We start from the raw sequence: 13,590 nt of genomic DNA, 5'->3' as shown, positions 1-13,590 counted from the left end.
GTCAGTTCCCAGCCCGCTCAGCGCGTATCACGCGCATGGCGCGTAGCGCTTCGGGCAGTTTTTCTTTTACCCGGCCCAGCAAGCCAGCTTCGCTTGCAGTGCCGGCACGGTATCCCAGCCGATCCACCAACTGGCCAATGGCACGGACATAGGGATCGGCGGGGCTGTCATCGGCCAGCACCACGCCACGGTTGAGCGCCAGCACCAGCGGCTCGCGCCGGTCGGGCAAGGTGCCGACCGAGGGCGCCTCCAGGCGCTGCGCGATCTGCTGGGCGTCCACGCCCAGGCGCGCCTCGAAACGCGAGACCAGCAAGTGCAGGTCCTCGCGCTCCACCTCGCGCTTCTTCAACTCCTGGAGCAACTCCGCAGCCGAGACGATGGCGCCGACGCTCTGGTCCACCACCAACACCACCATGTCGGCGGCCTTGACCAGGTGCGCCATGAAATCGACATTGCTAAAGCCGCCCAGGTCCACCACCTGCAGGTCAAAAAAGGCGCGCAGGCGATTCAGCAGCCCAAGCGCCTCCATGAACGAGATATCCCGCATCTCCGCCAGCGTGGCCGGCAGCGGCAACACGGCCACGCCATTGCCGTGGCGCGCCAGCGCCGTCTGCACGAAAACCTGGTCGAAGCGCCGCAGGTTGCGTACGCCTTCGACAAAGTGAAAGCCGGGACTGATGTTCATATACAACGAGCCGTCGCGCGACGGCAGCCCCAGGTCCATCAACAGCACTTCGCCATGGCTGCGCTTGCGCACCGCTGCCGCGAGGTTGGTAGCCAGCGTTGTGGCACCCACGCCCACGCGCGCGCCAAGCACCGCCACGACCTTGCCCCGGCGCGCCGGCTCCGCGTGGCCGCGCACCGCCAGCAGCCTGCGCACGATCTCGATCGCGCCGGCCGGCGGCGCGGTCATGTCGATGAAATCTTTGGCGCCAGCCCGCAGCGCCGCCAGCATGATGTCCGGCTCGCCCGCGTTGCCCACCGCCACCAGCGGCAGCCCCGGGTACAGCTTCGTCACGTGCTCGGCCAGCCGGCTTGATGCCAGCGCCTGCTCCCGCGAAAAATGCAGGAAGACCATGCCGGGATTGACCGTGGCGATCTGCTCCACAAAGGCATCCTGCGGGCCAGCCTCGACGACCAGCCGGCCCAGGTTGCCGAGCGCGTTGGCCAGCCATTGGCGCGGCTCCGGCTGTGCGGTGTTGAACAGGAAGAAGTCCATCTGACCCTGCCTTGCGCCGTCGTCCTGCTTGCCCAATGTCATTTTGAAAACCCTGGCAGCGTCGGATCGACGTATTCGCCAAGCACATACCGGCCCCACACATTGGGGTTGCCGCTGGTGCGTCCATCCTCGCTGACCGCGGCCACGGCCGCCGCGCCCTTGGCGAGCGGGCGCACCAGGCGCGGCGTGACCACGATCATCAGCTCGCGGTCTTCCTGGTTGAAGTTCAGGTTGCGAAAGAAGGTGCCGATGATCGGCAGGTCGCCGAGCAAAGGCACCTTGTTGACGTTGCTGACCGTGGTGCGGCTGACCAGCCCGCCGATCACAAAGCTCTCGCCATCGCCGAGTTCCACCGTGGTGTCGGCGCGGCGGGTGACAATGGCAGGCACCATGGCACCGTTGATCGATATGCCGCGTGACGGATCGAGATCGCTGGCTTCAGGCGCCACCTTCAAGGCAATGCGATCCTTGGCTAGCACGGTGGGCGTCACGGTCAGGCCAATGCCGAAGGGCTTGAACTGGATGGTGGTCGTGCCGAGTGCCTGCGGCACCGGGATCGGGATCTCCCCGCCGGCAAGAAAACTCGCGCTCTGCCCGGACAGCGCCACCAGGCTCGGTTCGGCCAGCACCCGCGCCATGCCATTGCTCTCAAGCAGGCTCAGGTTGGCGAAGATCCCGCGCGAGAATGACGCCGCGACAAGATTGAAGGCACTGCTCATCGGCGAGCTGATGTCGGCACTGAGCGAACCCGGCGTGGAGTCCGTTCGCGGTGTGAAAGTGAACTTGTTCAGCGACGACGGGGAGAACGTGCCAAAGGCGAAGCCGCCGTTGTTCCGGTAGAAATTGAACCCCACCTCCTTGAGCACGGTCTTGCTGACCTCGACCACTTTCACGTCGACCTGCACCGTGCTGCTGACCGGAATCGTGGAGCGATCGATCACCACACCACCCTTGCCTTCGGCGGTAGCGGTGGCCGAGCGCGCCGCCAGTTGGGCGCGCAGCGAAGCCTGCGCATCACGCGCCTCGCCGCTGATCAGTGCGCCCCCGCCCGACACTGTCACGTCGGGATCGCCGGACTCGCCTCGCGTCGCATCCACCTGCACCCGGTAGGTTTGCGCGGCTTCGCCACGCGGCCAAACCATCAGCTCGGTAGCGCCCGGCTTCTTGGCCACCACCAGCACGCCGTTGGCACCCGAGCCGCTCTTTAGCAGCAACGCATCCGCCACGGCAGGGTTGCCGATCGCCACGCGTTCCAGTGGCTTGTTCAGACGTAGCTCACGCTGGCTACCCACCACCAGCCTCAGATCACGCACGCCGCCATCGGCCTGCTGCGCCCACGCCGCGGGGACGGTGCAGCAGACGGCCAGGATGGTGGCGGCCCCGGCAAGAATGGATTTCATCAATCGACTATCCAGAAGTAACACTGAAAACACCAATCCAAATGCAATCCGGCGGGCGTGCACGAGGCATGCTTCGACCACGACGGCGTGCCTGGCTTCATTCGATCTCGCGCTTGCCGCCGCGGATCATCTCAACACTGTTTTGCGCGACGCTGCTCGCGCCCGCGCCATGGGCGCGCTGCGCGATGGCTGCAGGTGCCGGGACAGGCGATGGCGCTGCCTTGACAGGAAGCGCTTCACCTCGTGCCCCACCCGCGATCCCTGCCAGCGCAACGCCTGCCATTGCGCGATCGGATGGCGCCAGCGCTGCGGCAGGCGCCCCGCCTTTTGCCTGCGTCTTTGCCTGCATGACCGGTGCGGGATCCTCAAACAAGCCTTCGGTGGGAACATCCGGATCGTCGGGATTGCGCAGGGCCAGCAACAGGCGCCCGGTTTGCTGTGCGATAGCCAGCTTGCCGACGTTGGCCACCGGCACTGCCAGCACGGCGGTCTTCGCGCCTTCGCGGCGCGCCATCATTTGCTCGGGCGGGGGCTTGGCGGCTTCATTGACCGTCCCCGCACCATAGGCCAGCACGCGCAGGCGCGCGAGCAGCATGCGCGCCTGGCTGCCTGCGATCTCCTGGCCATCGCGGCGGAACACCGCGAACACATCGACAAAGTCGCCCGGCTGCACCTGGTTGCCAACGCCAATCACTTCATCGACCGCAACCGCCACCGCGCGCTCGCCCTCTTTCACCTGAGTGGCAAGGCCCGCCAGCAGCTGGCTTTCCAGTACCGGCACGTTCGCGCCGATGCCAACCAGCGGCACCTGGCCTGCCACGCGGGCCACTTCGGTGTAAGCCCCCGCCGGATTGATGGGCAATTGCTCTACCTTGAGCGCGTCGACGGGGACCGGCTTGCCGGCTTCGATCGGCTTCACTGTGATCACCACCGGATACGACTGCATGCTTGCCATTACGGGCTCCGCTGGTTTGGCCGGCGTACGCGCCACGCGCCACGCGAGCAACGCCAGCAACGCGGCAAGGACGAGCAGCGCGATGGCAAGCACGCGGATCTGTTTGCTGGTCATGCGAACTCTCTGGTTTGGATAAATGGAATCTGGCTTAGGCACATGTCGACAAACGGCATCCGCTCGTGGCGTGGGCAGATCCTCATGTGTCAGGTGCCAGTTGCACCGTCGCGCTGCCAGTCAGCGTTGTGGGAATCGGTACCCCGGGTATGACCGGCAAGATCGCGCTTGAGGGAAGGTTCAGCGTTACCGTCACGCATACCGAGCCGCTTGGATTGGCGCAGGAGACAACTTGCGCAATATTGGCGGTGGGAATGACGCTGCTGATTGAGGCAGGCAGCACAGCCAAAGCCGTCGTCGAAGCCGCGCTCACCCGCAAGGCTTGCGTGGCAGCCGCGTTATTGGCCGATGCCCCACTGGGGTAACGCAGGGCTGCACGGGCACCTTCTTCCGCAGCAAGCGTCAGTGTCTGCTGCAGGGCCAGCACGATGCCGAAATAGACAATGCCGATCACGACAGCCAGAAGAACCGGCAGCACGATGGCAAATTCAAGCGCAGCCGTTCCGGACGAGCGCGTCCGCACGGCATGGTTTCCCCGCAATGGCATACTTCACCCGGTTATCTTTTACTTTTTGCGCCGACCGGTGGCGCGGGCGACAGGCGGTTGGCTAACAGCCCCTCGCCCGCGCGGCAGCTACCTTCCCAAAATCATCCAGACCAACAAACCGATCGCAAGGTACGCGGCGTACGGAATGCCGCGCTCCTCCGCTGTATGGCGCACCGCACCGGGGACGCTCATGCCGCCGCCTCGCTGCAACAAGCTTGTGAAATGGTCTCGCCATACAGCCCAGACCGCGCCAGCTTGCATGCGCACCAGCAAGGCATGCGCAAGCGCCAGCAGGCTGCCGACGACCCATACCGTCACCAGCCCCATGGGGCCAGTGAACAAGCCTGTGACGGCGAAGAACTTGATGTCGCCCGCGCCCATGCGGCCGAGTGCATAAACCGGCAACATGACCAGCAGGCCCGCCAGAAAGCCGAGCAGCCGGGAAGCCACCCCAGGCTCAGGAGGCGGCCCGAACGCAAGCGCCAGGCTCATTGCCACAATCGTGGCAACCAGCACGGCATTTGGTACTTTGCGATAAGCGAAATCGGTCCAGATGACTGCCGCGCAGAATAACGCGGCAATTAGGGCTAACACTTAGCCACCGGATGCGGGAAGAATGGCCGTAACCTTGCTGCTCAAGCGAGTGAACAGAGCACTGACGTCAGTGCCTAGTTGGGTGACCGTGCCGATAAGAGCCAGAGCAATGAGTCCCGCAATCAACCCGTACTCGATTGCGGTTGCCCCTTGTTCGTCCCGAAGAAAGCGTGCCAAAGCGTTTTTCATGATGTCACTCCGATTTTAATTTATGTCATCACGCAGCGTCCGCTTACCCCTCCGATACCGCCTCGCTCTTGTGGCCAGGTTAGTACCGAGCGGTAACGCTGGTGAACAATTTATAGATCAAAGCCATGTATCAACCATACCCCCCCTTGGAGTTATAGTTGTCTCAGCATAATGGCTGACGTCCGTTTGAAAACAGTGTTTTTTAAAGAGCAAAAGTTCTACTCGCGTCAAATACCACACCCGTTCGGGTGAGCCATTTGGCGCGGTGTGATGTAAAAGGATGCGCAGCCGCGGGGTAAGGACAACTGCGCACCGTAAAGACGTATCGACGTATTCGACGTATTCAGATCAACAATTAACGAGCCAGGCCACCGAGCAGATTGGTCAGCCCCGGCGTGTTCGGCGTGCTCGATGTCGTCGTAGCCGCACCCGCTGCAGCGTTGCGCGCGCCGCTCAGCACGCCCGTCACAGGCGCCAGCAAACCGGCCAAAGGTCCCAGCGCGCCGGCAGTGCCAGTGCCCGCGGCAGCACCACCCGTCACGCCCCCCAGCAAGCCTGTCACGGGAGCCAGCATGCCTGCCGCGCCTGCGCCCGTGCCCGAGCTGGAACCGCCCGCGATGCCGCCAAGAGGCAGGTTGCCGAGCAACCCGCCGAGCGGATTGCCGCCGGTGCCGTTGCCGTGCACCAGCACGCCGGCCCCGGCGACGGTCTTGCCGGCCTCGGTCACGACACCGCCGAGGCTGGAGACCAATGGGGCCTGGGTATTGGTCAGCAGGCTGCCGCCGCTGGCCACGGAGTTGCCAAGGGTTGCCAGCAGCTTGTCCAGCGGCGCGCCAAGGCCGGTGGCTCCGCCAACCGTTTGCGTAGCGGTGGTAACCTGCGTGGTCAGCGGCACGATCACCTTGCTCACGCTGCCGGTGACTTGCGCCACGGGGCCGGTCGAGAGCGCCTCGCCGAGCTTGCCACCGGCCATCGTCACCGCGCCGCCAACCTGATTGACCAGGCCGCCCACGGGTGTGGTCACCGCGCCTAGCGGCGCCAGTTGCCCGGTGCCGAGGCTGCTCACGAGATCGCCCGCGCTCGATACCGTGACGCCGGCTTTCTGCACCACGTTGCCCGTGCTGGACACGGTGATGCCAAGCGGATCGGTGACTGCACCCATCTTGCCAAGGCCGTCGCGCACACCCACGCCTAGCGTGCCAACCGTGTTCCCCGCATTTACCACTACGCCGCCGAGCGCGTTGCGCGTGGCGTCAGGCAGCAGCGGCACTTGCGCAGCCTGGATCTGCTTGCCGATATCGCTCACCGCATTGCCCGCTGCCACCACCGTATTGCCCACGCCTTCAGTGACCTTGGCGGTGGGCGTGGTGTCGGGCGTCGCAGCCGGTGTATTCGGAGGGGGCGTGGTTGGCGTGACGGCGCTGGGGCTCACGCCGCTGCCGGATCCGCCGGAGGAGCAACCTGCCAGCAGCAACAGTGCGGCGGCACAGGCGAGGGTCATGGATGACATCGGGGCGAAATGCGCTTTCATGGGATCTCCTGGTCTTCCTCGCGGAAGGTTCTCCTTTGGAACTGCAATCGAATTGGCTCTTGGACGATGCATGCGAAGCCTTGAGCGCGGAACGCAATACCGCAATACGACGAAGGCGTTTGCTCCGCGCCGCGCTGTGCGCCGCGCTTGTCGGGAGTCAATACCGCAAGCTGCGTGCCAGCTGCATGGCACGCTGTCGGCAAGGCAGGCCATCACCGCTGGCGCCGCCGCGCAAACCGTTGATTGACGCGGGATGGCGAACATGGGCCAGTCACGCGTCACGTTGCACAGCAAGGCGCCCCCAAGCCGCGCGGCGTGTTACGTGCTACGTAACATGTTCCCCCCTCGATGTTCCCGATGCGCAACTGCGCACGCACCGCCTGCCCACACGTTGCCGACACGGTGGCATGCGGCAGCGGCGCAGGGAACAAGTCCGCGTTGTTCCGTATCGGCGCCGCGGCGTTACGTAACGCGTAACACTGAAACACCGCACAGCGCGCTCATGTCTGGTCCTTTACCGGCTATGTCTCATCCTCTTCAAACCCAAGCGCGGCAAGGCTTGGCGCGTTTTTATCCGGCGTCCGCGCACGAGCCGGCGGCATGCTGGCACGCACTGGCACACCCTTTGCGCTATGGAGTGACACCACGGCAGGCGCCACGCGCTCCGTGATTTCACGACGGGAAGAAAAAAGGGAAAAGGTCATGCGTACTCAACAGATCCTCATCACGGCACTGCTCGGCTCGCTGTTGGCACTTGGCGGTTGCGCAAGTGGTGGTGGCACAACGTCCATGGATACCGGCAGTGGTGCGGGCACCGGCAATGGCGGCGGTACCAGCGCAGGCACCGCCGGCGGCAGCGGCACCAACGCCAGCACGGGCGGTGGCAGCAACGGCGGCAATAACGGTGGGAACAACGGCGGCAACAATGGCGGAAACAACGGTGGCAATAACGGTGGCAACACGGCCGCGCTGACGCCGACCAGCAAGATCGTCGATCAGGCGGGTGGCGTCGTGACCTCCGCCGGCAACGCTGTGAGCGACCTCGGCACGCAGATCAAGAACACCAACCTGCCGATTCTCTCGACCCAATCCAAGGATGGCCTGGGTGGCGTGGTCGGTTCGCTCGGCGCCGCGGTCAGCACCCTGGGCAACGGCGTGCAAAACGGCCTGGGCAACATCCCTAATGCCACCAACCCGCTCGGCACCACGGTGGCAAGCACCGGCGGCGTAGTCAGTCAGGTGGGCAATGCCGTGACCAACGCCGGCTCGCTCGTCAGCGGCCTGGGCAGCGGTCCGCTGTCGCCCCTGGCAGCCGTCACCACACCGGTGGGCTCACTGGTTTCGCAAGTCGGCACCGCGGTCAATGGCGCGGGCGCCCAGCTCGGCGCGGCCCTCTCGACCGGCCCCGTGGAGCAGCTCACCGGCGGCGTCAGCAGGCTCATCGTGCCGCTCACCTCGCAACTCACCAGCACCACGCAGACGCTCGGGGCGGCAACCGGCCTGGGAGCTCCGGTCAACAATCTCCTGGCGACGCTTGGCGGCGGCCTGGCCACGGCGGGCAACACAATCAAGCAGACCAACACGCCGGTGGTGTCGGGCGTGGGCGGCATCGTCGCTGGCGCGGGCAGCACGGTGGCCGCGCTTGGCGGCGTGGCCTACAACCCGAGCGGCACGGGTACTGGCAACCCGCTGGCGCCGGTCACGAGCCTGCTGGGCGGCCTCACGGGTGGTCTGACGGGTGGCAACGCAAGCGGCCCGCTCGCGCCTGTCACCAACCTGGTCAGCGGCCTGACGGGCGGGCTCACCGGCGGCCTGGGCAGTGGTAGCGCGAGCGGCCCGCTCGCGCCCGTCACCAGCCTGGTCAGTGGCCTGACCGGCGGGCTCACCGGCGGCCTCGGCAGCGGCAGCGCAAGCAGCCCGCTCGCGCCTGTCACCAACCTTGTCAGCGGCGTGGTGAGCACGGTCACCGGCGCAGCTGGCGGTGCCTCGGGTGGCGGCGCAGGCAATGCGCTCGCACCGGTTACCGGCATCGTCGCTGGTGTCACCGGCGGCAATGGCGCAGGCAGCGGCAGCGGCTCGGGCAACAACGCACTGGCGCCGGTTACCGGCCTCGTGAGTGGCCTGCTGGGCGGCCTCGGCGGCAAGCGCTAAGTGTCAAGCAGGCAATACATGCTTCGCGCTTCGTGCGCCTGCATGTAAGAATTAAAAAAAGGGGGCGCGTTCGACGCGCCCCTTTTAAAAGAGAACGCGATCGGCCACGCAGCAGCGCCAAGGGTAGCGGCACCCCTGGCGTCATTGGCACAGCGCGTTAAAGCCGCATGCTGATTTTTACGGATCCAGGGGTATTACCATGACGCACACACACCTGCGTGTTGCCACATTGCTGCTCGGCATCGGCGCCTGCAACAGTATCCTTGCGGAGCCACGCAGCCCGATCCTGGGCGATCCCACGCAAACCTTGCCTAGCATCGCGCCCGCGCGCCCGCCGCAGAGCAATGTCACCGTGCAGGTCGAACGGCCAGACTCCGCGCTGCAAAACCTGCTCACCAGCAAGCTCACGCCGCAGCGATTCCAGATCGAAGGCGTGAAGGCGATCCCATTCGCGGAGATTGCAGCCAGGTTCGCACCGCTGGCCGGCAAGGAAATCACGGTGGGCCAGCTGCTGGCGGTAGCGAATGAAGTCACCCAGATGTACCAGCAACGCGGCTTTCCGCTGTCCTTCGCCTTTGTCCCGGCGCAGAGCTTCGAAAATGGCAATGTGCTGGTCACCGTGGTGGAGGGCCATGTTTCCACCATCACGATCCGCGGCGAAGCGGGCCCGGCCGAAGGCCGCCTGCGCGCCATCGCAGAGCAATTGATGCAGGACCAGCCGCTGCGCCGCGAGACCTTCGAGCATTACGTCAACGTGCTGGCGCTGCAGCCCGGCATGCAGGTGGCCGCGACCGTGCAACCGCCGCAGACCACGGACGGCGCCTGCGAGATGGTGCTCGAGGTCAAGCGCAAGCCCTTTACGTTTGGCATGGGCCTGGATTACAAGGATCCGAGCGTGCGCGGCATCTTCACCGCCACCACCAACAGCCTGACGCCGCTGGGAGAACAGATATCGGTCTCCGCGCTGGCGCCCCGGGGCCCGGACCATGAGGAATACTACGTCGCCAGCTACGGCCAGCCGATCGGCACCGAGGGCATGATGGCCCGCCTGAGCGCCTCGCATTACCGTGGCGTGCCGCAAAACGGCACGCTGGCGCAGATCGGCTTCGATACGCGCTACGTGAACGACACCAAGCGCCTCGGCGGCACGCTCAGCTATCCGGTGATCCTCAACAACGCATACTCGCTCACGGCTACCGGCGGCCTCTATGCCAACGACCAGTTCGAGCGCTACACGCAGTCGGGCACGGGCAGCCAGATCGCGCTGACCACGCACGTGCGCGTGCTGAGCGCGGAACTCGCCTATGTGCAGCGGCAGGAGGGCCAGACCCGCAGTGCCACGCTAGGCGTCTACAAAGGCATGAACGCGCTCGGCGCGAGCCGTGAGAACAACGTCAACGACCTGGACTTCGTGCGCAGCCGGCTAGTGGTGTCGCAGGCCACCGACTTGCCCTGGGGCTTCGGCGTAGCGGTATCCGCGGCGGGCCAGTACAGCGGGCAGCGCCTGGCGTCGAGCGAGCAGATCAGCTTTGGCGGCCGCTTCTTCGGGCTCGGCTATCCGGCGGGCGAGGTGGCGGGCGACAAGGGCTGGGGCGCGTCGGCTGAGATCAACCGCCTCTTTACGCCCGGCCTGACCTACCTGAAGACCGTGCAGCCTTACGTGCTGACTGACATGGCGCGCGTGTACTCGAACAGCTTGTCGCTGGTGCACCGCACGCTGCAATCGGTGGCCATCGGCCTGCGCTTCTCGGACCGGCGCTACTACACGCTGGATGTCTCGGTGGCGCAGCCGGTTGGCGACAAGCCGACCAATGCCGCGCGCCGGTCGCCGCGCCTGAACGCGACTTACTCCTATCAGTTTGAATAGGTGATGGCGCACCGCCTCCACCAGCCTCGCCGAGGCGCTGCGCACCGTGCCCGGCATTGCATTTGGCGCGGGCGAAGGCGGCAACCCGGTTGGCGGCCGGCCCTTTATCCGTGGCTACGATGCGCAGGCCAGCACCTTCCTGGATGGCATGCGCGACATCGGCGCGCCATCGCGCGAGATGTTCAACATCGAGTCGGTCGAGGTTACCAGCGGGCCGGCCGGCGCCAACGGTGGCGTCGGCCCACGCAGCACGCACACGCGTGACGACAACCTCTTCAACTATCAGCTCGGCATGGTCTACAAGCCGGCGGAAAACGCCAGTGTCTACTTGTCCTACGGCACCTCGTCCACGGCAGCCGGCGCCGTGGTCGGCCAGGGCAGCGAGCCGAGCGGGATCGCGCCGACCAGCGCGGGCTCCGCGTTGCCTCCGCGCCGCCATTTTCAACGTCAACCTGCGCTACTGAGCCGAGGTGGGTCGCCGCCGTGGCGCGCGGGAGCCGCTCGCGCCTCGGCATGTATTCCCATACCGCAACCCCCAACATGTAACGTTTTCGCTACAGACGCTATGCATGTATGTCTTGACTGACATATGAAACGCAAATGATAATCCATCTCATTCGCAACATCATTCAAGAAATCGGGGGAATTCGTGCAGACCGCTTTTGTCGTCCGGAAGAACAAGAAACATAACGTCATCCCGCGCCTTTCCGGTGCCGTTGGCATGGCGGTCGCAGCCGCGCCGGTGGCTGCCCAATCGGCCAGCACGACCGTTGCCGCCGTGGAATTGCCCGCGGTAACCGTCAGTGGCGCCAACGAAAGCGGCTTCAAGGCGGACACCGCATCGTCGATCAAGACGCCCGCCGCCCTGCTCGATACACCCAAGTCGATCACCATCATTCCGCAGGAAGTGATCCAGAGCACCGGCTCGACCAGCCTGAGCGATGTGCTGCGTACGGTACCCGGAATCTCCTTCGGTGCCGGCGAAGGCGGCAACCCGGTTGGCGACCGGCCCTTTATCCGTGGCTACGATGCGCAGGCCAGCACCTTCCTGGATGGCTTCCGCGACATCGGCTCGCAAAGCCGCGAGCTGTTCAACGTCGAATCCGTCGAGGTCACCAAGGGCCCGGCCGGCGCCTACGACGGCCGCGGCTCGGCCGGCGGCAGCATCAATATCGTCAGCAAGGCGCCCAAGCTGACCAGCTTCGCCGAAGGCAACATTGGCGTCGGCAACGCAGACTACAAGCGCGCCACGGTCGACGGCAACTGGAAGTTCGCCGACCACGCGGCTTTCCGCCTGAACGCCATGTATCACGATGCCGGCGTCGCCGGGCGCGATACCACGCACCAGAGTCGCTGGGGCTTTGCGCCCTCCGTGGCCTTCGGCCTGGGTACCGACACCCGCCTGACGCTGTCCTACTACCACATGCAGTCGGACGATATCCCCGACACCGGCATCCCGTACAACAACCCCACCTTCAATCGCCGCACCGATGGCCGCCCGCGCCTGAGCGTTGCCGGCGACGGCTCGCCGGTGAACGTGCCGCGCAACACCTATTACGGCTTGTCCGATCGCGACTTCCGCAAGGATAAGGCCGATATGGGCACCATCCGCTTCGAGCACGATTTCAGCCCCGCGCTCAAGTTCCGCAACCAGACCCGTATTGCCAAGACCAGCCAGGACTTCATCTGGACCCAGCCGGACGACAGCCAGGGCAATCTGTACTACGGGATGATCTGGCGCCGCGCCAATACGCGTGTGGCCACCGCCAACACCATTGCCAACCAGACCGACCTGTCGGGTGAGTTCGCCACCGGCACCATCAAGCACAAGTACGCCTTCGGCGTGGAGTTCGCGCAAGAGAAGAGCGAGAACGACAGCTACAACGTGGCGACCGGCAGCAACCGCTGCCCGAGCGGCCCGGGCGCTGCCGGCGGCTACAACTGCACCACGCTGTACAACCCGAACCCCAACGACCCATGGGCTGGCGCCATCAGCCGCGCGAACAACCCGACCAACTCGAAGACCAACACCAGCTCGGTCTACGCCTTCGATTCGATCGAGCTGAACAAGCAGTGGCTGCTCAACGCCGGCGTGCGCTTTGACCGCTACAGCACCGAGTTCCAGGCCGCCCGCGCCGCCAACGGCACCCGCGCCGAGTACTCACGCGACGACAACCTGTTCAACTACCAGTTGGGCGTGGTCTACAAGCCGGTGGACAACGCCAGCTTCTACGTCTCCTACGGCACCTCGTCGACCCCGGCCGGCTCCTTCCTGGCCCAAGGCAGCGACGGCAACGCACTGGGGCCGGACCGCAGTGGCCGCAATCCCGGCTCCGACCTCGCACCGGAAAAGAACCGCGCCTTCGAGATCGGCACCAAGTGGGACGTGCTGCGCAAGCGCCTGGCGCTGACCGCCGCGATCTTCCGCGTGGAAACCACCAATGCGCGCATCACGCAGCAGGACGGCACCGCCGCCATGGCCGGCAACAAGCGCGTGGACGGCGTAGAACTGGGCTTCTCGGGCAACGTCACCGACAAGTGGGCCGTATTCGGCGGCTACACGCACCTGAAGAGCGAACTGCGCAACAACGGCGGCTCCGGTGCGGCCTTCGGCGCCACCAACGGCCAGTCCTTCCCCAACACGCCAGCGGACAGCTTCAGCGTGTGGAGCACCTATCAGATCATCCCCAACCTCACGGTAGGCGGTGGTGCGTATTACGTCTCCAAGGTGTGGGGCAGCGAAGCCACCAACAAGTGGGTGCCCTCGTACTGGCGCTTTGATGCGATGGCCTCGTATCGCATCAACAAGAACGTGGCGGTGCAGCTCAATGTGTTCAACCTGGCCGACAAGGTCTATTACAACCAGGCCTTCGCCAGCCACTACGCATCGATCGCTCCCGGACGCTCCGGTGTCCTGAGCCTCAACGTGCGTTATTAAGCGGCGGCAAGCGCTCGGCAAACCCTGCGCTGCTGACCGGTCTTGCTGGCCGGCCAGCCCGCACACGGCACACCACCCTTGCGGC

At 65.3% G+C, this 13,590-nt stretch carries 10 protein-coding genes and 1 pseudogene; 4 read left to right on the top strand and 7 right to left on the bottom strand.

What is annotated here, in order from left to right; all coding sequences use genetic code 11:
- Position 1 precedes the first annotated feature (1 nt).
- The 7 genes from AC1RQK_RS14910 to AC1RQK_RS14880 all read right to left on the bottom strand — a co-directional run bounded on the left by AC1RQK_RS14910 (position 2) and on the right by AC1RQK_RS14880 (position 6,549).
- Complete coding sequence (locus tag AC1RQK_RS14910; protein ID WP_492371421.1) at positions 2-1,219, bottom strand: CpaE/TadZ family protein; 1,218 nt, start codon at positions 1,217-1,219, stop codon at positions 2-4.
- Positions 1,220-1,257: 38 nt separating this feature from the next.
- Positions 1,258-2,619 carry a type II and III secretion system protein family protein gene (locus AC1RQK_RS14905; protein ID WP_492809584.1) on the bottom strand — a complete coding sequence of 454 codons (1,362 nt, stop codon included), beginning with the start codon at positions 2,617-2,619 and terminating at the stop codon, positions 1,258-1,260.
- A 97-nt stretch (positions 2,620-2,716) separates the two neighbouring features.
- Positions 2,717-3,688 (bottom strand): Flp pilus assembly protein CpaB, encoded by a 972-nt coding sequence (gene cpaB / locus AC1RQK_RS14900; protein WP_492809582.1) that lies wholly within the window; start codon positions 3,686-3,688, stop codon positions 2,717-2,719.
- An 82-nt stretch (positions 3,689-3,770) separates the two neighbouring features.
- Positions 3,771-4,235 (bottom strand): TadE/TadG family type IV pilus assembly protein, encoded by a 465-nt coding sequence (locus AC1RQK_RS14895; protein WP_043357084.1) that lies wholly within the window; start codon positions 4,233-4,235, stop codon positions 3,771-3,773.
- A gap of 87 nt (positions 4,236-4,322) precedes the next feature.
- Positions 4,323-4,829, bottom strand: coding sequence for an A24 family peptidase (locus AC1RQK_RS14890; RefSeq protein ID WP_492809580.1), 507 nt, complete (start codon positions 4,827-4,829; stop codon positions 4,323-4,325).
- Positions 4,830-5,018, bottom strand: coding sequence for a Flp family type IVb pilin (locus tag AC1RQK_RS14885; protein WP_492809578.1), 189 nt, complete (start codon positions 5,016-5,018; stop codon positions 4,830-4,832).
- A gap of 355 nt (positions 5,019-5,373) precedes the next feature.
- Positions 5,374-6,549, bottom strand: coding sequence for a collagen-like triple helix repeat-containing protein (locus tag AC1RQK_RS14880; RefSeq protein ID WP_492371313.1), 1,176 nt, complete (start codon positions 6,547-6,549; stop codon positions 5,374-5,376).
- A 702-nt stretch (positions 6,550-7,251) separates the two neighbouring features.
- Here AC1RQK_RS14880 and AC1RQK_RS14875 point away from each other — a divergent pair.
- The 4 genes and pseudogenes from AC1RQK_RS14875 (at position 7,252) to AC1RQK_RS14860 (ending at position 13,505) form a co-directional block, all read left to right on the top strand.
- Entirely contained in the window at positions 7,252-8,700 is a 1,449-nt protein-coding gene (locus tag AC1RQK_RS14875) for a collagen-like triple helix repeat-containing protein (protein WP_492809576.1), read from the top strand.
- A gap of 199 nt (positions 8,701-8,899) precedes the next feature.
- Positions 8,900-10,567: a ShlB/FhaC/HecB family hemolysin secretion/activation protein gene (locus AC1RQK_RS14870; RefSeq protein WP_492371311.1), complete on the top strand. Its 1,668-nt coding sequence runs from the start codon at positions 8,900-8,902 to the stop codon at positions 10,565-10,567.
- Positions 10,568-10,577: 10 nt separating this feature from the next.
- Positions 10,578-10,808, top strand: a pseudogene (locus AC1RQK_RS14865) (TonB-dependent receptor plug domain-containing protein); the annotation flags it as partial.
- Between the two features lie 480 nt (positions 10,809-11,288).
- Positions 11,289-13,505, top strand: a complete 2,217-nt coding sequence (locus tag AC1RQK_RS14860; protein ID WP_492809574.1) for a TonB-dependent receptor — start codon at positions 11,289-11,291, stop codon at positions 13,503-13,505.
- Positions 13,506-13,590 lie beyond the last annotated feature (85 nt).

It is taken from the genome of Cupriavidus sp. GW822-FHT02D05 (genome assembly GCF_058802485.1).
This window is presented reverse-complemented; position numbering and strand designations above follow the sequence as displayed.

Bases quoted from the DNA above. Each gene is read 5' to 3' on its own strand.
- AC1RQK_RS14910 (WP_492371421.1), bottom strand. From the start codon at position 1,219: ATGGACTTCTTCCTGTTCAACACCGCACAGCCGGAGCCGCGCCAATGG.
- AC1RQK_RS14905 (WP_492809584.1), bottom strand. From the start codon at position 2,619: ATGAAATCCATTCTTGCCGGGGCCGCCACCATCCTGGCCGTCTGCTGC.
- cpaB (WP_492809582.1), bottom strand. From the start codon at position 3,688: ATGACCAGCAAACAGATCCGCGTGCTTGCCATCGCGCTGCTCGTCCTT.
- AC1RQK_RS14895 (WP_043357084.1), bottom strand. From the start codon at position 4,235: ATGCCATTGCGGGGAAACCATGCCGTGCGGACGCGCTCGTCCGGAACG.
- AC1RQK_RS14885 (WP_492809578.1), bottom strand. From the start codon at position 5,018: ATGAAAAACGCTTTGGCACGCTTTCTTCGGGACGAACAAGGGGCAACC.
- AC1RQK_RS14880 (WP_492371313.1), bottom strand. From the start codon at position 6,549: ATGAAAGCGCATTTCGCCCCGATGTCATCCATGACCCTCGCCTGTGCC.
- AC1RQK_RS14875 (WP_492809576.1), top strand. From the start codon at position 7,252: ATGCGTACTCAACAGATCCTCATCACGGCACTGCTCGGCTCGCTGTTG.
- AC1RQK_RS14870 (WP_492371311.1), top strand. From the start codon at position 8,900: ATGACGCACACACACCTGCGTGTTGCCACATTGCTGCTCGGCATCGGC.
- AC1RQK_RS14860 (WP_492809574.1), top strand. From the start codon at position 11,289: ATGGCGGTCGCAGCCGCGCCGGTGGCTGCCCAATCGGCCAGCACGACC.